This is a genomic window from Acinetobacter sp. YH12236 (assembly GCF_013417645.1).
GTDB lineage: Bacteria > Pseudomonadota > Gammaproteobacteria > Pseudomonadales > Moraxellaceae > Acinetobacter.
This window is the reverse complement of the sequence record NZ_VPDM01000005.1, coordinates 95789-120021: the sequence shown is the minus strand read 5'-3', so window position 1 is coordinate 120021 and position 24233 is coordinate 95789. Positions and strand designations below refer to the sequence as shown.

The 24233-nt window shown below is 42.3% G+C and carries 24 protein-coding genes; 16 read left to right on the top strand and 8 right to left on the bottom strand.

The genetic code is table 11. The annotated features are described in order from the left end of the window. Nucleotides 1-31: 31 nt before the first annotated feature. Together prmC and prfA are read right to left on the bottom strand one after the other, a co-directional pair. Nucleotides 32-850 carry a peptide chain release factor N(5)-glutamine methyltransferase gene (prmC, locus tag FTV14_RS04410; RefSeq protein WP_180053420.1) on the bottom strand — a complete coding sequence of 273 codons (819 nt, stop codon included), beginning with the start codon at nt 848-850 and terminating at the stop codon, nt 32-34. Continuing rightward, on the bottom strand, nt 850-1938 hold the full coding sequence (gene prfA, locus FTV14_RS04405) for a peptide chain release factor 1 (protein ID WP_004783856.1): 1089 nt from the start codon (nt 1936-1938) through the stop codon (nt 850-852). Before prfA ends, prmC begins: the two co-directional genes overlap by 1 nt. Nucleotides 1939-2292: 354 nt before the next feature. Between prfA and FTV14_RS04400 the strand changes: the two genes are divergently transcribed. The 4 genes from FTV14_RS04400 to FTV14_RS04385 all read left to right on the top strand — a co-directional run bounded on the left by FTV14_RS04400 (nt 2293) and on the right by FTV14_RS04385 (nt 5424). After that, nucleotides 2293-2721 (top strand): glycine zipper domain-containing protein, encoded by a 429-nt coding sequence (locus FTV14_RS04400; protein WP_034171622.1) that lies wholly within the window; start codon nt 2293-2295, stop codon nt 2719-2721. 249 nt (nt 2722-2970) lie between these two features. Then, nucleotides 2971-3420 carry a hypothetical protein gene (locus FTV14_RS04395; protein ID WP_004783858.1) on the top strand — a complete coding sequence of 150 codons (450 nt, stop codon included), beginning with the start codon at nt 2971-2973 and terminating at the stop codon, nt 3418-3420. A 155-nt stretch (nt 3421-3575) separates the two neighbouring features. Further along, nucleotides 3576-4580 carry an LLM class flavin-dependent oxidoreductase gene (locus tag FTV14_RS04390; RefSeq protein ID WP_004783860.1) on the top strand — a complete coding sequence of 335 codons (1005 nt, stop codon included), beginning with the start codon at nt 3576-3578 and terminating at the stop codon, nt 4578-4580. A gap of 280 nt (nt 4581-4860) precedes the next feature. Then, on the top strand, nt 4861-5424 hold the full coding sequence (locus FTV14_RS04385; RefSeq protein WP_180053419.1) for a flavoprotein: 564 nt from the start codon (nt 4861-4863) through the stop codon (nt 5422-5424). Between the two features lie 243 nt (nt 5425-5667). On the opposite strand, the gene FTV14_RS04380 is transcribed toward FTV14_RS04385, so the two are convergent. Then, nucleotides 5668-6504, bottom strand: coding sequence for a pyruvate, water dikinase regulatory protein (locus tag FTV14_RS04380; protein ID WP_166134959.1), 837 nt, complete (start codon nt 6502-6504; stop codon nt 5668-5670). 154 nt (nt 6505-6658) lie between these two features. On the opposite strand from FTV14_RS04380, the gene ppsA reads away from it, so the two are divergent. From ppsA to alr, 12 genes are all read left to right on the top strand, one after another. Beyond that, nucleotides 6659-9037: a phosphoenolpyruvate synthase gene (gene ppsA, locus FTV14_RS04375; protein ID WP_004783865.1), complete on the top strand. Its 2379-nt coding sequence runs from the start codon at nt 6659-6661 to the stop codon at nt 9035-9037. Nucleotides 9038-9454: 417 nt separating this feature from the next. Continuing rightward, the gene (locus tag FTV14_RS04370) at nt 9455-10261 is read left to right on the top strand and encodes an RDD family protein (protein WP_004783867.1); all 807 of its coding nucleotides are present in this window, start codon (nt 9455-9457) and stop codon (nt 10259-10261) included. A gap of 301 nt (nt 10262-10562) precedes the next feature. Continuing rightward, the gene (gene cyoA / locus FTV14_RS04365; protein WP_005236020.1) at nt 10563-11639 is read left to right on the top strand and encodes a ubiquinol oxidase subunit II; all 1077 of its coding nucleotides are present in this window, start codon (nt 10563-10565) and stop codon (nt 11637-11639) included. A 3-nt stretch (nt 11640-11642) separates the two neighbouring features. Beyond that, nucleotides 11643-13631 carry a cytochrome o ubiquinol oxidase subunit I gene (gene cyoB, locus FTV14_RS04360; protein WP_180053418.1) on the top strand — a complete coding sequence of 663 codons (1989 nt, stop codon included), beginning with the start codon at nt 11643-11645 and terminating at the stop codon, nt 13629-13631. 4 nt (nt 13632-13635) lie between these two features. Next, nucleotides 13636-14256, top strand: a complete 621-nt coding sequence (cyoC, locus tag FTV14_RS04355; RefSeq protein ID WP_004783873.1) for a cytochrome o ubiquinol oxidase subunit III — start codon at nt 13636-13638, stop codon at nt 14254-14256. After that, the gene (locus tag FTV14_RS04350; RefSeq protein WP_171064814.1) at nt 14253-14582 is read left to right on the top strand and encodes a cytochrome o ubiquinol oxidase subunit IV; all 330 of its coding nucleotides are present in this window, start codon (nt 14253-14255) and stop codon (nt 14580-14582) included. The genes cyoC and FTV14_RS04350 overlap by 4 nt, the downstream gene beginning before the upstream one ends. Before the next feature lie 10 nt (nt 14583-14592). Further along, nucleotides 14593-15471 (top strand): heme o synthase, encoded by an 879-nt coding sequence (gene cyoE / locus FTV14_RS04345; RefSeq protein ID WP_179992465.1) that lies wholly within the window; start codon nt 14593-14595, stop codon nt 15469-15471. Between the two features lie 283 nt (nt 15472-15754). Continuing rightward, nucleotides 15755-16141, top strand: a complete 387-nt coding sequence (gene rpsF, locus FTV14_RS04340) for a 30S ribosomal protein S6 (protein WP_004696436.1) — start codon at nt 15755-15757, stop codon at nt 16139-16141. A gap of 12 nt (nt 16142-16153) precedes the next feature. Then, nucleotides 16154-16381: a 30S ribosomal protein S18 gene (rpsR, locus tag FTV14_RS04335; protein ID WP_004278792.1), complete on the top strand. Its 228-nt coding sequence runs from the start codon at nt 16154-16156 to the stop codon at nt 16379-16381. Between the two features lie 9 nt (nt 16382-16390). Further along, nucleotides 16391-16837, top strand: coding sequence for a 50S ribosomal protein L9 (gene rplI, locus FTV14_RS04330; protein WP_004783880.1), 447 nt, complete (start codon nt 16391-16393; stop codon nt 16835-16837). A 216-nt stretch (nt 16838-17053) separates the two neighbouring features. Further along, nucleotides 17054-18493 (top strand): replicative DNA helicase, encoded by a 1440-nt coding sequence (gene dnaB, locus FTV14_RS04325; protein WP_004783882.1) that lies wholly within the window; start codon nt 17054-17056, stop codon nt 18491-18493. Between the two features lie 231 nt (nt 18494-18724). Beyond that, the gene (gene alr, locus FTV14_RS04320) at nt 18725-19795 is read left to right on the top strand and encodes an alanine racemase (RefSeq protein ID WP_180053417.1); all 1071 of its coding nucleotides are present in this window, start codon (nt 18725-18727) and stop codon (nt 19793-19795) included. 62 nt (nt 19796-19857) lie between these two features. On the opposite strand, the gene FTV14_RS04315 is transcribed toward alr, so the two are convergent. The 5 genes from FTV14_RS04315 to FTV14_RS04295 all read right to left on the bottom strand — a co-directional run bounded on the left by FTV14_RS04315 (nt 19858) and on the right by FTV14_RS04295 (nt 24119). After that, nucleotides 19858-20289, bottom strand: coding sequence for a BLUF domain-containing protein (locus FTV14_RS04315; protein WP_180053416.1), 432 nt, complete (start codon nt 20287-20289; stop codon nt 19858-19860). Nucleotides 20290-20403: 114 nt separating this feature from the next. Next, nucleotides 20404-21138: a proteasome-type protease gene (locus FTV14_RS04310; RefSeq protein ID WP_004783888.1), complete on the bottom strand. Its 735-nt coding sequence runs from the start codon at nt 21136-21138 to the stop codon at nt 20404-20406. 20 nt (nt 21139-21158) lie between these two features. Then, nucleotides 21159-21938: a transglutaminase family protein gene (locus tag FTV14_RS04305; RefSeq protein ID WP_179992462.1), complete on the bottom strand. Its 780-nt coding sequence runs from the start codon at nt 21936-21938 to the stop codon at nt 21159-21161. Beyond that, complete coding sequence (locus FTV14_RS04300; RefSeq protein WP_004783892.1) at nt 21935-22537, bottom strand: alpha-E domain-containing protein; 603 nt, start codon at nt 22535-22537, stop codon at nt 21935-21937. The genes FTV14_RS04305 and FTV14_RS04300 overlap by 4 nt, the downstream gene beginning before the upstream one ends. Nucleotides 22538-22559: 22 nt before the next feature. Further along, nucleotides 22560-24119 (bottom strand): circularly permuted type 2 ATP-grasp protein, encoded by a 1560-nt coding sequence (locus FTV14_RS04295; protein ID WP_180053415.1) that lies wholly within the window; start codon nt 24117-24119, stop codon nt 22560-22562. Between the last annotated feature and the right edge of the window lie 114 nt (nt 24120-24233).

Below are 24233 nucleotides of genomic sequence, written 5' to 3'. Positions count from 1 at the left end.
GTCGCTTTTTTATTATATCAAGCTTTAAAAATTAATGTGGCCACTGACCTAAAGTTACCCGGTCATTTCCGCCATAATCTTTCACTGTACGGACCTGTTTATAGCCAGCTTGAGTAAACAGATGGCGGACCGCATCGCCCTGATCATAGCCGTGCTCAAGCACAACCCAGCCATTTACGGTCAGATGTTTTTTGGCTTGCTGAATAATCATCTCAATATCAGCCAAGCCATTTTTGTCTGAAACCAGCGCACGTTCCGGCTCAGTCGCCAGATCTGGCATATGCTCATCGTCTGCATCAATATACGGTGGATTAGATACAATCGCATCAAAGAACTGCCGACCAAATGGTTTTAGCCAGGAACCAAGCACAAACCGCACCTGATCTAAATCATGCTGTTCCGCATTATATTTCGCAACTTCCAGTGTGGGTTCATAAATATCCGAAGCGGTAACAGACCAGTTAGGGCGCTCAGACGCCAGTGACAAGGCAATGGCACCGGTACCAGTTCCCAAGTCAACAATTCGTGCATCTTCCGGCAGGTCTAATTTCAGGACTGTTTCGACCAGCACTTCGGTATCCGGGCGTGGTACTAGCGTATCTTTAGTGACTTTTAAATCCAGTGTCCAAAACGGCTGTGAACCGGTGACATAGGCCAATGGCTCACCTGCAGCAATCCTCGCCAGGCTTTCGACATAGGCCTGTTCCTGTTCAGGCGTTAACTGCTGGTCTTTTTTCATTACCAGATCAAAAGCATCAATCTTGGTAATGTGTTCCAACAGCCAGGCATTTTCCTGACGTTCATAACTTTCAGGTTCACCACGTAAAGCCAGTGCTTCTTGAATGTTCATTAGCCACCATTCTGCTGTGCAAGCATGGCCAACTGATCGGCCTGATATTCACGATGCAGACTGTCTAATAGCTCAGTCAGATCACCTTCCATCACGGCATCCAGCTTATATAAAGTCAGGTTAATACGGTGATCGGTCATACGACCTTGTGGATAGTTATAGGTGCGAATACGTTCTGAACGGTCACCCGAACCGACCAAATCACGGCGCATTTCCGAAGTTGCGGCATCTGCTGCGGCACGTTTGGCATTTTCCAGACGTGAAACCAATAAAGCCATCGCTTTGGCTTTGTTTTTATGCTGTGAACGTTCATCCTGACATTCCACCACAGTACCGGTTGGAATGTGCGTAATACGCACCGCAGAGTCAGTTTTGTTAATGTGCTGACCACCAGCACCTGATGCGCGGTAAGTGTCGATACGTAGGTCAGCCGGGTTAATGTCGACTGAAGTATCTACATCCACTTCTGGAAGAATTGCTACCGTACACGCTGAAGTATGTACACGACCTTGCGATTCTGTCGCAGGCACACGTTGTACACGGTGTGCTCCACTTTCAAATTTCAGGCGACCATATACCCCTTCACCATTCACCAGGCAGATGACTTCTTTATAGCCACCATGCTCACCTTCATTTTCAGACAGGATTTCAATACGCCAACCTTGAGATTCCGCATATTTGCTATACATACGGAATAAATCACCCGAGAAGATTGCCGCTTCATCACCACCGGTTCCGGCACGAATTTCCAAATAAGCAGAGTTGGCATCATTCGGATCTTTTGGAATCATCAGGATATTCAAATCAGCCTCAAGCTGTTCGATCAGGGCTTTATTTTCCTTAATCTCTTCCTGCGCCATTTCCTTAAAGTCAGGATCAGACAGCATGGCTTGCGCAGTTTCAATATCTTCTTCAGCCTGTTTGTACTTGGTCCAAACGCTGGTAATCTCGGTTAAATCATTATGCTCACGTGATAACTGGCGAAAACGCTTGTTGTCCGAAATCACTTCAACATCTGCCAATAACGCAGTCAGTTCTTCATGACGGTCAGAGAGTTGGTCTAATCGTAAACGTAACGATTCTTTCATTTTCTAAAAAATCTCAAACATAAGGCTGTGCCTAAACAGTGATTTAGCACAGCGAAATCAAAAAATTGCGCCTAGTTTAACGATTCTCTGGGTCAATGAACATCATTATTCAGTAAGTCATTGCTTAGATGCAGCGATGTCACCGTCATTTGTTAACAAATATAAATAAAATCTTCGGTTTTGGATTTTTTCTGCTCAATTCGATCCTTATTTATTTCTCATTTTACAAATTGGCAAATAAACACATTAAATATGGAGGTAGATCTTCACATTCTTTTGGGCATGATTTGTTACATTTTCTGCGTCGAAACACACTAACATATGAAAGTCCTATCAGGGACACGGAGTTACAACATGAAACTCAATGCAATTTTACTGAGTGCTGCAATGGCTGCTGGCTCAATGATGACAGTGAGTGCGCATGCAGACAGTACTGCACGTGTGGCAGCAGCAAGTGCTTTAGGTAGCGTTGCTGGTACTGCACTGGGCAAAAACATGGGGGGCAACACTGGCGCAACAATTGGTGCTGCATTAGGTGGTGCAGGTGGTGCTGCTGTTGCAAGTAACAAGAAAAACCGTACCTCATCTGCAATTGGTGGTGCTTTAGGTGGTGGTGCTGGTTATACCGTAGGTAAAAACATGGGCGGTTCTAATGGCGGTTACATCGGTTCAGCACTCGGTGCTGCGGGTGGTGCAGCATTAGGTAATAAAATTTCTAAAGATAAAGCAGCCGATCGTGCCAAAGCGAATCGTGCTAAACACTGGAAAAAACGTCACCGTTAATTTCTTGCCCTTAGGCTCTTTAAATTCGACGCTACATTTAACATTAAAAGCACCTGTTTGGGTGCTTTTTTTATTGTATGTTCAACACATCCAAATTCATGTAATACATCAAATTATCAGAACTAGATCATGAATAAATTAAGGAGATAAAAATCACAATTCGCCAACACTGCCTCCATGCTATTTGACGGTTGCTAGATTAAATTTATCTCATCAACAAATACAGCTAGATATATAAAAGGTGTACTCATGAATTACAAATCTCTAATGATCGCTGTCGTAGCAACCTCAGCCATGGGTATGACAGCCGCCAATGCCGGAAATACAACGAATACGGCTTTAGCTTCTGCTTTGGGTGGTGTCGTTGGTGCCGCAGTGGGCAATAAAATGGGTGGTACAACTGGTGCAACAATCGGTTCTGCGATTGGCGGTGGTGCTGGTGCCGCAGTAGCAGCGAATAAACGTGACCGTAATGGTGCGATTATCGGCGGTGCTTTAGGTGGTGGTGCCGGTTATGCCGTAGGTAAAAACATGGCGGGTTCTAATGGCGGCTTAATTGGTGCTGCATTAGGTTCTGCTGGTGGTTCTGCCCTTGGTAAAAAAGTCAGCGAAGACCGTCGTTATGATGACCGTTATGACCGTCGCTATAGTTCAAAAAACTATCGTACTAGCAACTACCGTTATAACCACCGTCGCTAAGATTTCCTCTAATCACTTTTCCTCCTTGAATAAGCATCTTCGGATGCTTATTTTTTTGTCTGTTATTTTGGTTTACATATATATCGATTTTTTTCGATATACAAATACAATGCAAAGTCGTATGCTCTTAGTCATGTTTATTCAAGAGTAATATTATGCGTACGCTTACCGATACCCAGTTCTCTATTCTCGAACTGGTTCCAGTTCGTGACGATAAGACCATTCAATTCTCCCTGCAACATGCGTTGGAACTGGCCCAGACCGCAGAACGTCTAGGTTATAGCCGGATGTGGCTGGCCGAGCATCATAATATGGATGGTATTGCCAGCTCAGCGACTGCCGTTCTCTTAGGCTATTTACTGGCAAATACCAATAGCATCAAACTTGGTTCTGGCGGCATTATGTTGCCAAACCACGCTCCACTTGTAGTAGCAGAGCAATTCGGTACATTAGCGACTTTATATCCAGATCGTATTGAACTGGGACTGGGTCGTGCTCCGGGTACCGATCAAATGACCATGCGTGCTTTGCGTCGTGGCCGCCAGGAAACTGAAGATCAGTTCCCGCAGGATGTTTTAGAAATTCTGCAATACTTTAAAGATCCGATTCCAGGCCAACGCATTGTGGCGACTCCAGGCCAAAGCACACACGTACCTGTGTGGTTATTAGGTTCCAGCCTATTTAGTGCACAACTGGCAGCAAAACTCGGTCTACCCTATTCTTTTGCATCTCACTTTGCTCCGCGGATGCTTGGTCAAGCGATTCAATTGTATCGGGACAATTTCGAACCGTCTGAATATCTGGATCGTCCTTATGTTTCTATGGGCGTACCGACTTGTGTCGCAGATACAGATGAAGAAGCTGAATATCTGGCAACAAGTGCTTACCAGCGTGTCCTTGCCCTGATTCGCGGTCAAAGCCTGAAATTGAAAGCGCCGATTGATTCTATGGAAGGACTCTGGTCACCACCTGAAAAAATGTCTGTCGACAATTTCTTTGCCATGGCGCAAGTGGGTTCCAAAGAAACTGTTAAAGCCGGTTTGGAAGCACTCATAGCAAAATATGATGTAGATGAGTTTATCTTCACCTGTGACATCTATGACACAGAGAAACGTCTGCATAATTTTGAATTGCTGATGCAGATCAAAAACGGGCAATAATGCTGTCTTGCTTTGCCTAATTTATTCTGATCTATATACCCACTCTTAGGAATGGGTATATTTTTTAAAACTTTGTTTGAAAATTTTAAGTCTCCAAATAGATAAATCCATGTCTAAGATGGATCTCCTGCGCTTTAATACATCTATGTCTCATTAAAAATACAATAGAAAAAAGAATGACTGTCTAAGTTAAATTTTGAACTTTACCGCTCTAGGGCTTTTGTTAATATCTATAACAAAGCAAATAAGACCAATTATTAAATAATTTCAAGGAAAAACAATGTCTACCAAGCAGGATGCACACACGGGTATATTTGAGAATCGTCCCGAAAATTTCCAGCATTTTACTGGCATTAAAATGCCCTCTTCCCAGCTCGCTGAACTTGACTGTGCCGGAAAAGATATTGCGATTATCGGTACGGATCAATTTACAGTAAGCCAGCTCGACAAGATTGGCCAGCAAGCTCGCTCAGTAAAAGTTTTTCAGATTAATCCGCAATTTGTATTGCCAGGTACTGAACGTGGTTTGCAGCGGTTATTAAATCACCCCTTAATCATTAAAAATCGACGCCTATTTAATAACCGCATTAAAAGCATTTTATCATTACGTTATCTAGAAAATCAGGTACAAAATTTATGGCTCAGACGCCAGCTCATGCCAAATCTTGCAGCCGCATCCAAAGTTTATCTTAAATCAGATCACTATTATGCTGCTCTGCAACGTGAAAATTGCCAGCTGATTACCTGGCCTATTGCAAAAATTTCCGAAAATAGTATTCATTGTATTAATGGAGATGAACATCAGGTTGAGCTAATTGTGCATACTTTTCAATCAGCAAGTTAATCTGTTTTTAGCACATAAGATTAAAAATTCGGAGTGTATTTGGAAAAATTTAGCTCTGCAAAATTGAATTTTTGATTTCATTGAATAGCAAAAAAGTTTAAAAAACAATCACTACATTTTTTATTAAAATATTGAATATTTCAACAACTTATAATATTCATATTTTATTTCTATGAAAGCAGTATTTTTATTAATTTTTATCTATAAATCAGAGCCAAACTGAAGTCTGGCTCTGAATTCTTTTTAGCCAATTCGACGTTTTAGTCCTGTCATCTGTAAGACACGCGTTGAGATTTCTTCAATCGACATTTCCGAAACATTCAGGTACTTTATCCCTTCCGAAATATAGATGCCTTCAATTGCACGCAGTTCCATCTGACACTGGCTAAAGCTGGCATAACGGCTGTTGGCCTTACGTTCTGTACGAATTGCAACCAGACGTTCTGCATCAATCATCAAGCCAAAAAGCTTGTTTTTATGCGGTCTTAGCACTGCTGGCAGGCGGTTATCGTCCAGATCTTCTTCAGTTAGCGGATAGTTCGCTACACGAATTCCAAATTGCAGAGACAAATAAATTGAGGTTGGAGTCTTACCGGAACGCGATACGCCAATCAGGATCAGATCAGCCTTATCATAGTGACGCGTACGCGCACCATCATCATTGTCGAGCGCAAAATGTACGGCATCAATACGTGCCTTATAAGACTCAGAATCGGTCACCGCATGGGTCTGACCGACTAAAGTCGTAGGTTCAGTACCAAGCTCTTCTGATAATTTACTGATAAGCCCTTCAAAAACATCAAGATTTACTGCATTTGCAGTATTAATGATTTCACGCACATAGGGATCCACTAACGTATCGAAAACCAAAGGTTTTTGACCGTCTTTTTGGGCACGTTCATTGATCTCTGTGACTACATTCATGGCCGCTTCTTCAGAGCTAATATAAGGGATAATATGAATGTCAAAATCCACATGCGGAAACTGCGCTAACAGTGAGTGGCCAAGGGTTTCAGCAGTAATGGCAGTACCATCGGAAATAAAAAACACACTCCGCTGAATTTGTTTACCTTCTGACATTAAAATTCTCCTCAAACATTTGTCTTAGTACTATATAATCTTTATAGTAAACCGATCTTACATGACTGTCGCTTAGTAAAATCAAAAACCTAGAAGATTTGCTATACTCTCATGCCAAGATAGTGATTAATACTGCAAAAGTGGAGTAACAACTTTGGAAGCGCGCGTAATTGGTCTAGAAAAATTAGGGAAGCACGATGTTGAGCTTGTAGGTGGGAAAAACTCATCTCTGGGCGAAATGATCAGCCACTTATCTAATGCTGGTGTATCAGTACCAGGTGGCTTCGCAACAACAGCTGCTGCTTATCGTGAATTTCTCGAGCAAAGTGGCCTAAACGCTAAAATCAATGCAGAGCTTGCTGCACTTAACGTTGATGACGTCAATGCACTTGCTGAAACTGGTGCAAAGATTCGTCAATGGATTGTGGAAACTCCACTTACTGCTGAACTGGAAAAGGAAATTCGTGCAGCTTTTGCAGAACTTTCAAACGGCAACCCTGACATCGCGGTTGCCGTTCGTTCATCTGCGACTGCAGAAGACTTACCTGATGCTTCTTTCGCAGGTCAGCAAGAAACCTTCCTGAACATTCGTGGTATCGATAACGTTCTGATCGCGATCAAAGAAGTGTTTGCATCTTTGTACAATGACCGCGCGATCTCTTACCGTGTACACCAAAACTTTGCGCATGACGTGGTTGCTCTTTCTGCAGGCGTACAACGTATGGTTCGCTCAGAAACTGGTGCTGCTGGTGTAATGTTCACTCTAGATACTGAATCAGGCTTCCGTGATGCAGTATTCATTACAGCTTCTTATGGCTTGGGTGAAATGGTAGTTCAGGGTGCAGTAAACCCGGATGAATTCTATATTTCAAAACCGCTTCTAAATGCAGGCAAACACGCTGTACTGCGCCGTAACTTAGGTTCTAAACACCAGAAAATGATTTATGGTGAAGAAGCCGCTGCGGGTAAATCAGTTGTTGTAGTTGATGTAGAAAAAGCGGATCGTCAACAATTTGCATTGAACGATCATGAACTGCAAGAATTGGCTAAGCAAGCACTGATCATTGAAAACCACTACGGTTCTCCAATGGACATCGAGTGGGCGAAAGACGGTGATGACGGCAAAATCTACATCGTTCAGGCGCGTCCTGAAACTGTGAAGAGCCGTGAAAATGTCGGCACGATGGAACGCTACCTGTTAAAACAACGTGGTACTGTAATCTGTGAAGGCCGTTCAATCGGTCAACGTATCGGTTCTGGTAAAGTCCGCATCGTAACTTCAATTAAAGAAATGGACAAAGTACAAGACGGTGATGTACTTGTATCTGATATGACTGACCCGGATTGGGAACCAGTAATGAAACGTGCTGCTGCGATTGTAACTAACCGTGGTGGTCGTACTTGTCACGCTGCAATCATTGCACGTGAGCTTGGTGTTCCAGCTATCGTAGGTTGTGGTAATGCAACCGAAGTCCTGGTTGACGGTCAGGAAGTAACTGTATCTTGTGCTGAAGGTGATACTGGTTTCATCTACGAAGGTGCATTGGATTTCGAAATCCAAACCAACTCTATCGAATCTATGCCAAAACTTCCGTTCAAAATCATGATGAACGTAGGTAACCCGGATCGTGCATTTGACTTCGCACAAATTCCGAACGAAGGTATTGGTCTTGCTCGTCTAGAGTTCATCATCAACCGTATGATCGGCGTGCATCCTAAAGCATTATTGAACATCGATAGTCTGCCACGTGAAACTCGTGCTGCTGTACTTGCCCGTACTGCAGGTTATGCATCTCCAATCGAATTCTATGTAGAAAAACTGGTTGAAGGTATCTCTACGCTTGCTGCTGCGTTCGCTGACAAACCAGTGATCGTACGTATGTCTGACTTCAAGTCAAACGAATACGCTAACCTGATCGGCGGTAAACTGTACGAACCTGAAGAAGAAAACCCAATGTTGGGCTTCCGTGGTGCAAGCCGTTATGTATCTGACAACTTCCGTGACTGCTTCGAACTTGAATGCCGTGCACTGAAAAAAGTTCGTGACGAAATGGGCCTGACTAATGTTCAAATCATGATCCCGTTCGTACGTACTGTTGCTGAAGCTAAACGTGTTATTGAGCTATTAGGTCAAAACGGTCTGAAACGTGGTGAAAATGGTCTTAAAGTGATCATGATGTGTGAATTACCAACTAACGCTTTGTTAGCTGAACAGTTCCTTGAACACTTCGATGGTTTCTCTATCGGTTCAAACGACTTGACTCAATTAACACTTGGTCTGGACCGTGACTCTGGTATTGTTTCTCACTTGTTTGATGAACGTGATCCAGCAGTAAAAGCGCTTCTTTCTATGGCCATCCATGCTTGCCGTAAAGCAGGCAAATATGTAGGTATCTGTGGCCAAGGTCCTTCTGACCACCCAGATCTTGCACAATGGCTGATGGAACAAGGTATTGAATCTGTATCTCTTAACCCAGACTCAGTATTGGATACCTGGTTCTTCCTGTCTGAAGAGAAAGCTCAAAAGGCTTAATTCACTCTATAAGAAAAGACCCTTTCATAGGGTCTTTTTTTATGTTCTCAATATTACCTAGATACTGTCTTAATCACATTTATAGTTAAGCGGTTAATCATATGTTTTTTGATTTAGCTGAAATCAAATTATTTATATAAGCATAAGCTTCTTAGTGTAATGACAAACAAATACCAACAAACAGCATGATAAAAAATTGCATAATTAAATTTAAGTGAATTTTCACATCTTGATAGCAAAATCATCAATCCTTGCTACACTGTCTCAATTATGGAGGAATTTGGTGATGAACATTCTTGAAAATCCTAAACTTATCCATATATTACACTTATATTCTTTTATTTGTTTTCAGCCTGAAAATACTTAAACTCCTAGTTCAATTTTTGTCTAAATTTATATTTTTGAGATTCAGTTTATATGCAGATTTACTTGGCACGAAATAATCAACAAGCTGGCCCATATACGCTCGAGCAATTAAATCAGATGCTTGCCAACCAACAGGTACTTCTGACTGATTTGGCTTGGCATCAAGGTATGACCGAATGGAAAGCTTTAGGTGAACTCACCCAAGGGAAACTGATCTATCAGCCTGAAGGCTATGTAGCACCAGAAACGCCAGCGACACCAGTCTATCAGGCTCCACAGAACACAAATGAGTCAAGTACAGACCATCTTCGTGCCCGCAGTTCTCAAAATGTTGCAGCAAAAAAAGAACTGGCGAGTATTCCAAGCCGTATTTTAGCCAAGATTGTGGATCTGCTTTTATGGCTGCCTGCGACGTTTATTTTGACCGCATTTTTTACTCCTGAACAGGAAACCCAGTTTGCACAACTGAACCAGGAGTTTATGAATGTGATGTTAAGTAGTGACGCTGACCCTGCTCTGGCACAGCAACTACAAACTCAGATGTTTGACATGTTTTCACAACAGGCATGGATTGCGACTGCAATTTACCTGGTGATCATGCTCGCTATTCAGGCCTTTCTGATTGCCAAATCGGGTCAAAGTATCGGTAAAAAACTGACTAAAATTAAGATCGTAGATGCCGAGACTGGTGAAAAAACCAGCTTGATGCGCGCCTTCACTATTCGCAGTGTATTCTTTATTTTCCTGAATATTATCTTCATGCCACTCAGCACAATCATTGACTGGGCGTTCGGTTTAGGGCAAAAACGTCAAACCGTGCACGATAAACTGGCAAAAACCCAAGTCGTTAAACAATAATTAGTTCTGCCATAAAATGGGATGTTTTGGCATCCCATTTTCCTACATAACTTTGAAATTACAATAAAATTCCTATAAATATTCTTGAAACCTGACCAACAAAATCGGTTTTTATTACAGTCATTTAAAGCACCTTTATATATAGCTTAGTTTGGCAATATCAGGCATAATGCCCTACAACGTAGCGGTGTATTATGATTAGAAGGGTGTTTTGTAAAAAAACGGCCTCTTTTATCATGCGACACTTTAATCGCTATCCCATATTAAATTAGGGAATGGGACTCTTCACCGAGGTTGTAAAATGAGACAAACGATTTTAGCTGTATTGTCTTTATCAACGATGGCTGCACTTTTAACAGGGTGTGGTGGTGATCTAGTACTTCTGAACTCTAAAGGTCCAGTTGCTGAAGGCCAAAGCAGCCTGATGATGACTGCGATTTACTTAATGCTATTGGTGGTAATTCCATCAATTATCATGGCATTATGGTTCGGTTGGAAATATCGCGCATCGAATAAAGACGCAGACTATAAACCTACATGGGCACACTCTACTGCGATTGAAATTGTAGTTTGGGGTATCCCTGTCATTATTATTGGTATTTTAGCTTGGTTAACTTGGTGGGGTTCCCACAAGTACGACCCATACCGCCCACTTGAGGCAGATAAAGCACCATTAACAGTTCAGGTTATTGCTGAACAGTTCAAATGGATCTTCATCTACCCAGAACAAAACATTGCGACTGTAAACGAAATTCGCTTCCCAGAGAAAACTCCGGTAAGTCTTCGTTTGACTTCTAACTTCACGATGAACTCATTCTTCATCCCTGCGTTAAGTGGTCAGATCTATGCAATGGCGGGTATGCAAACTCACCTGAACTTAATGGCAGACGAAACTAGCCCAGCTGAAGGCTACCGCGGTTTCTCTTCTAACTATTCAGGCTATGGCTTCTCACAAATGCGCTTCCGTGCACATGCTGTGACTGATGCTCAGTTTGCTGAATGGGTAGCTGCAGTTAAAGCAGGTAACGGTACTTCAGTAAATCCAGAAGCAGTTCAAAAAACTGTTTTAGACCAAGCTGAATTTGCAAGCTTGCGTGACGGTAACCGTGGTAAACACCAAATCGAAGCGATTATTGCAAAAGCTACGACTCCTGAAGAGAAGGCTGCTGCTGAAGCAATGAAGCCTTACCCAACTAAGCCACATCCAGTGACTTACTACTCTTCTGTTGAGCAAGGTTTGTTTGAATCTGTGATCAATAACTACATGAGTAACTATCACGGTGCTGATCACTCAGCGTCTTCTGTTGCTCACCAGGAAGCAGCTGCTTCTGAAGCACATGTAGATGTTGAACATGCGACTGCTTCTCAAGGAGAATAATTCATGAGCTTCTTAGGTAAGTTAGGTCCAGATGCAATTCCGTACGATCCAATCGTACTGGTAACTGTTGCAATGATGATCTTAGGTGGTATCGCAGTTGTTGCAGGTATTACCTACTTCAAAAAATGGGGCTACCTGTGGAACGAATGGTTCACATCTGTAGACCATAAAAAAATTGGTATCATGTATATCTTTGTATCAGTGATCATGCTGGTACGTGGTTTCGCCGATGCGATCATGATGCGTCTTCAGCAGTTCCTTGCAAAAGGTGGCGGCGAAGGTTACTTGCACCCAGAACACTATGACCAGATCTTCACCGCACACGGTGTGATCATGATCTTCTTCGTGGCAATGGGTCTTGTTGTTGGTTTAATGAACATCTCTGTACCGCTTCAAATCGGTGCACGTGACGTTGCATTCCCATTATTAAACTCTTTAAGCTTCTGGCTGTTTGCTGGTGCTGCAGGTTTGATGATGGTTTCACTTGCTCTAGGTGAATTCGCTGCGACTGGTTGGATGGCTTATCCTCCACTATCAGGCATTGAATACTCTCCTGGCGTAGGTGTGGATTACTACATCTGGGCACTGCAGATTTCAGGTCTGGGTACGCTATTAACGGGTGTTAACTTCTTCGTTACCATCATCAAAATGCGTGCGCCTGGCATGAAACTGATGGATATGCCAATCTTTACCTGGACATCTTTATGTACAGCAGTATTGATTATTGCGTCATTCCCAGTGTTGACTGCTACTATTGCAATGCTGTCTCTTGACCGTTACTTCGGCTTCCATTTCTTCACAAACGAGCTAGGCGGTAGCCCAATGCTTTATGTGAACTTGATTTGGACTTGGGGTCACCCTGAAGTATATATCTTGATTTTACCTGCATTCGGTATTTTCTCTGAGATTACTGCGACGTTCTCCCGTAAAACGTTGTTCGGTTATAAATCAATGGTGTATGCAACAGTTGCAATTACAGTATTGTCATTCGTTGTATGGGTTCACCACTTCTTTACCATGGGTGCAGGTGCCAACGTTAACGCGTTCTTCGGTATCATGACCATGATTATTGCGATCCCTACTGGTGTGAAAATCTTCTCTTGGTTATTCACCATGTATAAGGGCCGCATTACCTATACAACACCAATGCTTTGGACACTTGGCTTCCTTGTGACCTTCGGTATCGGTGGTATGACAGGTGTATTAATGGCAGTTCCACCAGCGGACTTCCTGGTACACAACTCATTGTTCTTGATTGCTCACTTCCATAACGTAATTATTGGTGGTGTAGTATTCGGTATGTTCGCAGGTATCATCTACTACTGGCCAAAAATGTTTGGTTGGAGACTGAATGAAACTTGGGGTAAAGCTGCATTCTGGTTCTGGTTCTTCGGTTTCTACTTTGCATTCATGCCACTTTATATCCTTGGTTTCATGGGTATGACGCGTCGTCTGAATACATTTGATAACCCAGACTGGGATCCGTATGTAAACATCGCAATGTTCGGTGCAGTTCTTGTTGCACTTGGTATTGTATGTTTCATCATGCAAATCGTTGTTGGTTTCCTACAACGCGATCAACGTCTAGATTTGACTGGCGATCCATGGGATGGTCGTACGCTTGAATGGGCTACATCTTCTCCTGCTCCGTTCTATAACTTTGCTCATCTTCCAAAGATCAATGGTATTGATACTTTCTGGATCGAGAAAGAAAACGGTGTTGCTTATGCAAAACCTACGAAGTACGAAGATATCCATATGCCGACTAACCGTGCTGCTGGTTTCATTATCGCAATGTTCATTACTGTTATGGGCTTCGCGTTAATCTGGCACATCTGGTGGTTAGTAGCGGTTACTTTCGTAGCAGCTATCATCAGCTTCATCGTATCTTCTTTCACCAAGAAAGTGGATTACTATGTTCCTGCTGCTGAAGTTGAGCGTATTGAAGGTGAACGTTATGCGATCCTTGAAAAACACTTGAAGAAGGACTAAGACCATGGCTGAAGTACTTCATCACGATAACCACGGGCACGATGAGCATCATCATCACGATGATACTGACATCACTGTCTTTGGTTTCTGGACTTACTTGATGAGTGACCTTATCCTTTTCGGTACACTCTTCATTGCATTCGCTGTTTTAAGTAGCCACGTTCCATTAGGCACTCCAAGCGCGCGTGATCTGTTTGGTGATTCATTAGGCTTCGTTTTAACTGAAACGTTTGCCCTCTTGATCTCTTCCGTAACTTTTGGTTTTGCCGTTCTAGCTGCCTACAAGAAAAACGTTGGTCAGGTTCTTACCTGGTTAGCGATCACTTGGTTATTTGGTGCTGCCTTCATCGGTATGGAACTTTATGAGTTCAATCATTTAGTTCATGCTGGTCATGGCCCTAGCACTTCTGCGTTCCTGTCTTCGTTCTTTACGTTGGTAGGTACGCACGGTATCCACGTGACTTCAGGTTTGGTATGGATGATCGTGTTAATGATTCAAATCAAGAAATATGGTTTGACTCTACCTAACACTCGTCGTCTTGCGTGCCTAAGCTTGTTCTGGCACTTCCTTGACATCGTATGGATCTGTGTATTCAGCGTAGTTTACTTGATGGGAGTTCTATAATGAGTCATGATCATAACGCTGCTGGCGAATCACACGGTAACATGAAGCAATATACTGTTGGCTTCATCCTGTCTGTTGTCCTTACTGTAATTCCATTCGGTATGGTCATGGCAGGTGGTTTTAGCCGCGGTATCTTGATTACTGCTATTGCAATTACTGCAGTCGCTCAGATTCTTGTGCAATTAATTTACTTCTTGCACATGAACTCTTCTTCAGAGCAACGCTGGAACGTAATTGCATTTGTGTATACCATCTTAACCATCGCTATTCTTTTAGTGGGTTCTGTATGGATCATGAACTACCTACACTACAACATGATGATCTAAACTGGTTGTCATGCTGAAAAAGTATTTATTCCTGACTAAGCCAGGAATTCTCTTCGGTAACTTTGTTACCACTTTGGGTGGCTACTTCGTAGCCACTCAAGGTTCTGTAGATTTCCTTCTCCTGCTTCTTACTCTTATTGGTACTACTCTCGTAGTGGCATCAGGATGCGTGGTCAATAACGTTATTGATCAGGACATCGACCAAAAAATGCAGCGCACGCAAAATCGCGCACTTGTCAAAAAAACTATTTCTGTACCTGTTGCTCTCACCTTTGCTTTTGTACTGGGTGTGATCGGTTTTGGCATTTTATGGTTCTGGGTAAATGCATACGCTTTCCTATTCGCAGTTATTGGTTTTGTCGTATACGTTGGTTTTTACAGCTTATGGACAAAACGAACAACTATTCACCAAACACTGGTAGGCAGTATTTCTGGTGCAGCACCGCCTGTGATCGGTTATACCGCAGTTGCAAGCCAGTTTGACCTGGGTGCCCTTTTAATTTTTCTAGGGTATGCACTCTGGCAAATGCCCCATTCATGGGGAATTGCAGTCTATCGTTTTGAAGATTATAAAAATGCAGGCATTCCAATTCTGCCTGTCGCCCGTTCAATTCGACGTACCAAGATCGAATCTTTGATCTACGTGATATTGTTCGGAATTACCATGAATGCTTTATTTGTTTATGGTTATGCAAACTGGATCTATCTGGTGGTATTAAATCTGATGACGCTTTACTGGATCTATCTCAGTATTCAGGGCTTTAAAGCTGAAGATAATCAGGCATGGGCAAAACAGTATTTCATGTTCTCGGTCAAACTAATTACCGTGATCAGTATTATTTTCAGTTTTACTTCTACTGCCCCGCAGAATCCAATCATATTCTTTTAAGAAGATAGAGTTTTACTCTATCTTTTTTATTTCTCCTGCTAAATACCTAATTCCTTTCAAGCTTACTTAAAGTAACTGTGTTTCTTCTAGAAATTTCCCTCTTGTAAATTTTTATTTGCTTCCATACCTACTTAAACATTCATCATCTGGCAAGATTTGCTTGTATTTCAGCCCCAAAACCACTAAACTTCACGCTTCGCATATTATGCGACACAACCAAGGTTGTGACTCCTTGCTTCAATTTCACTTAAATTGGGGCTGTTTAAACCGTAAGGAGCTGACAATGCGTCACTACGAAATCGTACTATTGGTACATCCAGACCAAAGCGATCAAGTTGTGGGTATGGTAGAACGTTACCTGACTCACATCAAAGAAGCTGAAGGTCAAATCCACCGTCTTGAAGACTGGGGCCGTCGTCAATTGGCTTACCCAATCAACAAGATCCACAAAGCTCACTACATTCTGATGAATGTTGAGTGTGGTCAAACTACTCTTGATGAGCTAGAAGAATTGTTTCGTTATAACGATGCAATCATTCGTAGCCTTATCATCCGTCGTGAAAACGCTATCACTGAAGAGTCACTATTGGCTAAGAGTGCTGAAGAAAAACGTGCGCGTAAAGCTCAACGTGAAGAAGCACAACAAGCTCAAGACTCTGCTGAAGCATAAGGAGAACCTAACATGGCACGTTTTTACCGTCGTCGCAAGTTCTGCCGCTTTACAGCTGAGAACGTTACGTACATCGACTACAAAGATATCGACACTTTAAAACAGTACATCACTGAAAACGGCAAGATTGTTCCTAGCCGTATTACAGGTACTAAAGCTCGTTACCAACGTCAGCTAGCACTTGCTATCAAACAAGCTCGCTACTTGTCTTTGATCCCTTACACTGACAATCATAAGTGAGGTTGAGCTGTGGATATTATCTTATTACAACGCATTAAAAACCTTGGTAAACTTGGTGATAAAGTTTCAGTTAAAGCTGGTTACGGCCGTAACTACTTGATCCCTCAAGGTAAAGCAGTTGCAGCTACTGAAGCTAACACTGCTGCTTTTGAAGCTCGTCGTGCTGAACTTGAGAAACAAGAAGCTGAAGTATTAGCTGCTGCTCAAGCACGTGCTGACCAATTGAACGAAGTTAACATCGTAATCACTGCGAAAGCTGGTGATGAAGGTAAACTGTTCGGTTCAATCGGTACTCGTGACATCGCTGACGCGTTGACAAATGCTGGTCTTACAGTTGACCGTGCTGAAGTTCGTCTTCCAAATGGCGCACTTCGCAACACTGGTGAATTCAACATCGCAATCCAATTGCACCATGATGTTGCTGCAGAAGTTCTGGTTACTATCGTAGCTGAGTAATTTCTCACCGAAAAAAGGGCATGCTTTGGCATGCTCTTTTTTTATCTCTAAAAAATATAATCTGCTCAACAGTAGAAAATTCAATTTATTCTTCGCGTTCACAAAAAATTGCACTTCGCATTTTGGATCAGACCGCGTATCATTTCATCTCGTAGTGAATAAACCTTATTCATCTCCGACAATATTTAACCATTGTATTTAAAATCAGGGATTTATATGTCACAGGCGAATGCCAGCAAAAAGGCACCTACCGCTAAACCAGAAATTGTTGCTGATACCCAACTTAAGGAGTTCCGTACTCCCCCGCACAATTTAGCGATTGAACAGGCTGTACTTGCTGCCCTTATGACTGTGGCTGAATCTTTTGAACAAGTCGGCGATGTACTTACCGAAAATGATTTTTATGCGACCCGGCATAAATATATCTTCCGTGCCATTGAACAGCTTTCTAAAGAAAACTCGCCTTATGATGCAGTACTGGTTCATGACTGGCTGATCAAGCAGAACTTACTCGATGCGGTCGGTGGTGAAGAATATTTAATGCAGCTGATGGCTGATTCGCCTTCGAGTTTCTATAACCTGGAAACCTATGCCGGCAAAATTAAAGAGTTCTCTACTTTACGTAGCATGATCAAGGTCAGCTCTGAAATTTTACAGAATGCCTATGACACTAAAGGCCGTCCGGTGAGTGAAATTCTAGATCTGGCTGAAACTAATATTTTCTCGATTGCCGAACAACATAATAACAATGCCAAGGCTCAAGGCCCAAAAGCCATTAATACCGTTGTCGCAGACGTATTCGATAAGCTAAATGAACTTTCTCAGCTTGAAGGTTCAATTACCGGTCTGACCACCGGTTTCGTGGAACTGGACAATAAAACTTCCGGTATGCAGGCTGGCGACCTGATTATTGTCGCAGCCCGTCCTTCTATGGGTAAAACCACCTTTGCCATGAACCTGGTCGAAAGCGTGCTGTTTAACAACAACCTCCCTGCACTGGTCTATTCGATGGAAATGCCAGCGGATTCGATTGCGATGCGTTTGATTTCCTCTTTCGGCCGGGTGCATCAAGGTCACTTACGTGCTGGTAAAATGGACAGCGATGAATGGTCAAAAGTGACTAGTACCATTGTGCATTTACAGGAAAAGCATCTTTATATCGATGATTCCTCTGCACTACCACCGACTGAGGTTCGTGCGCGTGCGCGTCGTATTGCCAAAATGCATGGCGGTAAGCTCGGTTGTATCATGGTCGATTATCTTCAATTGATGAAAGTACCGGGTATGGGTGATAACCGTGTAGGCGAGATCTCGGAAATTTCTCGAAGCTTAAAAGCCTTGGCCAAAGAGATGCAATGTCCAGTCATTGCCTTATCACAGTTGAACCGTTCTCTAGAAAACCGTCCCAACAAACGCCCGGTGATGTCTGACCTTCGTGAATCTGGTGCGATCGAACAGGATGCCGACTTGATCATGTTTATTTACCGTGACGAGGTTTATAACAAGGAATCGAAAGAAGCCGGCACTGCCGAGATTATTATCGGTAAACAGCGTAATGGTCCAATTGGTACCGTACGTCTGGCATTTGAAGGTCAATATACCCGTTTCAGTAACCTCTCTCCTGAGTTCTATGCCCAGTATGATGATGAAGAGTAAGTATTCAAGTTTGATCTGAGTGTAGAAAAGAGGCCGAAATGGTCTCTTTTTTATTTAGAATGCTTGCTGTGCATGAAATTATATAAATGAGCATGTCCATTTATAGTAGATAGGTCTACAATATTCACAATTTTGAAATGACCGCTTTTGTTTTCACAATCCTGTTATTTCTCTCCCTGTTTTGTGTGTTCCACACGATATTATTTTTGTCATCCCGCAGGAGTATCTAGGGTGCGCCAAGCTACAGTTTATATTGACAGTGAAGCACTGCAATATAATTTAAACCGTGTCAAACAACTTGCCCCAACCGCTAAAATCGTCAGCATGGTCAAAGCCAATGCTTACGGACATGGAATTAAAGACTGCTTAGCAGCCTTAAAAGATAGTGATGCCTTTGGTGTCGCCTGTCTGGAAGAAGCCCTGGAAATTCGTGAACTCGGCTACCAGCAACCCATTACCCTAATCGAAGGCATTTTCTCTGCAGATGAAATGCAGGTTGTGATCGATCAGAATATTGAAGTCATTGTGCATCATCAGCCACAACTGGACTGGTTACTGGCAAATAAAGAAGCCTATATTGCGAAAGGCCTAAAAGTTTGGGTAAAACTCAACAGCGGTATGAACCGTCTTGGTTTTAAAATTGATGTGATTAAAAATGTGATCAATCAATTAAAAGCAGAAGGTTTTACCTGCGTGCTGGCGATGCACTTTGCCAATGCTGATGCGGAACATCCTCTCAATGAACAGCAAATCCAGCAGTTCTTGGAAGTGAAGAATGACTGCGCACCTTTAATGGGTTCTTGCTGTAACTCAGCTGCGATCTATAAATATCCAGAATTGCATTTTGACTTTGTTCGTCCGGGCATCATGCTCTACGGCGCGACTCCATTTGCAGACAAGACTGTACATGATCTAGATCTAAAACCAGTCATGACTTTTACCGCTGAAGTGATTGCATTGAATAATATCAAACCTGGTGTACATGTCGGTTATGGTTCAACTTTTACTGCTGACAAAGACATGACCTTGGCCATTGTTTCTATCGGTTATGGTGACGGTTATCCACGTGCTTTCCCAAAACAGAACCATGTAGCGATTAATGGTCAGCAAACCCGTGTGATTGGCCGTGTGGCAATGGACATGATTGCCATTGATGCAACTGGTCTCAATCTGGAATTGGGTACTGAAGTCGAACTATGGGGCAAATCCCGTCTGGTCGATGATGTGGCTGAAGCCAATGGCACCATTGGTTATGAATTGCTTTGCCGTATGTCTGCCCGCCCGGTACGCAAACTGGTTTAAAGAAAAACTAGCCAAAAATAAAAAAGCCCAATATAAATTGGGCTTTTTTACAAAGTCAGCATTTAAGCCGATTTTTGCTCTTCATTTTCGATTAATGACAGTTCAAATAGTAAGGCATCTACTTGTTCCTGGTTAAAATCATTAGGCGTAAAAACTTCAAATCCCATCTCTTGGCAGAATTGTTGAATGGAACTGCGTTTAGAAATGTATTTCATCGACCAGTCGCCAAAAGTACGCTGCTCAATCTCTTTAGTTTCAAATAGTTTAATATTTTTATGGCGTGGATCTTTAGACAGTCTCTCTGTCAGTAAAGCTTTTAAAACCAGACATTCACCCTCCAGGCACTGGAAAAAATGTCCATCAGCAAAATAAAGCACACCTGTTATTTGATTAGGATGATTAAAATCACGTGCTTCTTTAAGGATATCCGTTAAATCTTGAAGTAAGTCGGCTTTGGACGAGGTACTTTCACTGGCGTAACAAAATTGGTACATGCGGCTAACCTCTATTCTTATCTATGCAATATCTTATAGAAGTTAGCACTGTACACTAAGCAGTCAATTTTTACTAATTCTTATAAGAAAAACTTATTTTTATTTCTATAAATATTATAAGAAATAATCATTCGATGGTGTTGGCAATTCAGCAAGGCCTTTCTTTAAAGTTTCAGACCATTGCCGACTGATATCCGTAAAATATTCATCGTCTTCAGCAATACGTTTACCTTTCGGCATCATTAAGCTGTCTTTTTTATAGACAAGTACATCCAGTGGCATACCGACAGATACATTTGAACGTAAGGTAGAAGCAAAAGAAATCAAAGAACAACGTAATGCTTCATCGAGTGGCATATCATAGGTCAAGGCACGATCCAGAATCGGCTTACCGTATTTGCTTTCACCAATCTGGAAATATGGCGTATCTCGTGTCGCGCAAATAAAATTGCCTTGCGGGTAGATATGATAGAGCTGCATTTCCTGATTTTTAATCTGGCCGCCGACCAGGAAATTACAATAGTAAGTACTTTGTTCTAAACTATCATCCGTGACATTGGCAATCACTTTTTTGAGTGTATTACCCACCAGTTCCGCAACATCAAACATGGTCGGTAAACTCAGGATATTCGGTTCCTGCCTGAGTTCCAGCTGATTTCTGATATGTCCGATTACCGCCTGTGTTGTTGCCAGGTTTCCGGAAGCCTGGAGTACGATAACGCGCTCCCCATCTACCCCAAAGGTATATAATTTTCGAAATACCGAAATGTGATCCACACCAGCATTGGTACGTGTATCACTGATAAATAGCATACCTTGCTCTAAACGAAGGGCACAACAATACGTCATTTTTTGTCCTTATTAATGAATTAACATCCTAGTACCTGGACGATGGAATACATGGATTCCACACCGCCTTCTTCTCTTACACCACGTACTGGTGCAACATCCCAATAGTCGCGCCCCACCGCAACATAGACATGCGCACTAGGCGTAAATAACAGGTTACTCACATCAAAACAGTACCATGCCTGTTCAATAAATACCTCAGCCCAAGCATGACTCGCCAGATGTGAGGCATTCTGTGCATAAAGATAACCTGATATATAACGTGATGGTAAACCTAAATGTTTACACATGGCGATAAAAATATGACTGTGATCCTGACAGACGCCCTGACGTGCTTCAAAAGCATCAATAGCAGACCCCTGTACCGTAGTACTATTTGATATATAAGGAACGTGTTCGAGTACGGCTTGAGCCAAGCCGATTAAATGTTTACGAGTTAATGCTGGAACATGACGATCTGCAAAATCCTTCATCTCTGCATTGCATTTTGTTGCTTCAGTCGGCTGTAAAAATAGATATGGATTTAAGGAATCATTTAAGCCCTGCTCATGCGCGAGATTTAGCTCAACGATGCCTTGTGCCATGATCATCAGGCTATGATAGGATTCACGCTGTGTACTGGTCATCCAGAGATTTTTAAAGGCATCATGCCGAATCACTTTCTGACCCGGTACACTGACATCCCAATAATGCACCTTCTGATGTTCATTGGTGGAAGGCATCATTTTGATGTACTGAATACTGTTCCTCACCTCGGCTGTGTACGTGTATTGCGTTTGGTGATTCACCATCAATTTCATACATCAGCCTCGAACAAGCGATGAATATGATCACTAAACTGGTAAAACTGCTTCAGATCAGGTGCGGCACGTAACTGTGTCCAGTATTGTTTTACACTGCCCCAACCAATCTCACAGAGTGTATCCACAATATAATCGATTTTACATAAGGTACGGGTAGTATCCTCACCGAGACGTAACTGCTGATCTAGCTGTTCCAAACATTGGCCCAGACTGAAAAATAGAAATACATCTGATGATTCTGCTTCTAGAATTTCGGCACAATCTGTCACGACATCGCAGATATAACCGGCATTCTGATCCGCAGTTTTAATCAGTTTCAGTAGTTCGGAATAGGCTTTGCCAGACAATACACCGCGTAATTCCTGAATATTGTCTTTTGCCACCTGAAACTGCTGGGTAAATGAAGTCGGCTGGGTACTATCCAGAACCAGCTCATTTAATGAACTGGCATCAAACGCAGGCAAACAGAAAGCATGTGCATAAGCCACAGCGGCTTCATCATCTAAAAATGGAAAATGCGAACATAAAAACTGGGTACGAGATAAATAACGGCCTAACCAAAAAATATGTTGCGCATTGGTATTTAACAAAACCATGACGTTATCCTTCTTTGGAATGTTATGAATGTAAGTTGTCGACTACCCAAGTATCTTTGATCCCGCCACCTTGCGATGAGTTGACCACCAGTGAGCCTGCCTGCATGGCTACCCGGGTCAGACCACCTGGCACAATTTCAGTGCGGTAAGGTGAGCTCAAGACAAAAGGACGCAGATCAATATGTCGTTCAGCAATACCAAAATTGCTTAAAGTCGGACTGACCGACAAATCCAAAGTTGGCTGCGCAATATATAAATGCGGCGCAGCTAAAATCTTATCTCTGAAAATATCAATATGCTGTTGAGAGGCTTGTGGCCCAATCAGCATGCCGTAACCGCCAGAACCTTGTGCTTCCTTGACGACCAGCTGATCCAAATTTGCCAATACATAGTCCAGATCTTCCGGATTACGGCATTGGTAGGTTGGAACATTATTTAAAATCGGTTTTTCACCTAAATAAAAATGAATCATTTTATCGACATAAGGATAAATCGATTTATCATCTGCCACACCTGTACCCGGTGCATTTGCGATTACAACATTGTGCTGCAAATATGCGGACATTAAGCCCGGAACACCCAAAGTACTGTCTGGTTTAAAGCACAGTGGATCAAGATAGGCGTCGTCGACCCTTCTATAAATAACATCAACCTGTTGACGCCCACGTATTGTTTTTACATAAACCTTCAAGTTCTCAACAAAAAGATCACGTGATGTCACTAAAGGCACATTCATCTCCCTTGCAAGGCAAGCGTGTTCATAGTATGCACTATTGAAACGACCCGGGGTCAAAACCACAATGAATGGATTATCGGTATAAGCATTTTCCGCCAGAATTTCTTTTAAGAGTTTTGGATATTGTTCAATACCGGCAATATTGGATTGCTCAAACACTTTTGGCATTAACTTCTGGCTGATCTTGCGGCATTCCAGCATATAAGACACCCCAGATGGCGTTCTCAGGTTATCTTCCAGTACATAAAATTCACCTTTGGAATCCCGGATAATATCAATCCCGCTAATCTGGCTATAGATACTGCCTTTCAAATGATGCTGGTACATATGTGGCTGATACGCTTCATGGGTGAGCACCTGAAGCTCAGGGACAATATTGGCTTTAAGAATATCCTGCTGATGATAAATATCATGCAGAAACAGGTTTAGGGCTTGAACACGCTGTGCTGAACCGAGTGCCACCATATTCCACTGTTTACGGGCAATCACCCGGGGAATTACATCGAAAGGAATAGTCCGCTCAGTGCCCTGCTCATCGCCGTATACGGTAAATGTAATACCGTCATAGAGAAAATGTTCTTTTGCCACTTCATTTAGCTGATTCAGTTCATCTAATGTATGCTGTGACAGCCATTCTTCAATTCGTTGACCTGCCTGGCTGTTCATCACCTGATGATTACGCATTTCATTGAAAAATTTCGAAGAAATCTCTTGGTATAAAAAATGCGGACTGTGCTTAATTGAAATATTGAGTGCTGTAGTATCTGTAAAATTTTTGCTTAAATCTGCTGCAGTATGATTTTCTACTGTTGTAATAGTATTTGTATCCTGGCTTTCTTTTAGCATACAAACCTCGTCATTGTAATCTATTATAATAAAATCAGAGCAATATCCATGCCATGACATCCGTTTCGAAGTCTGTATTAACCCAGCAAAGTGCCTATTCACTCAATATCATTT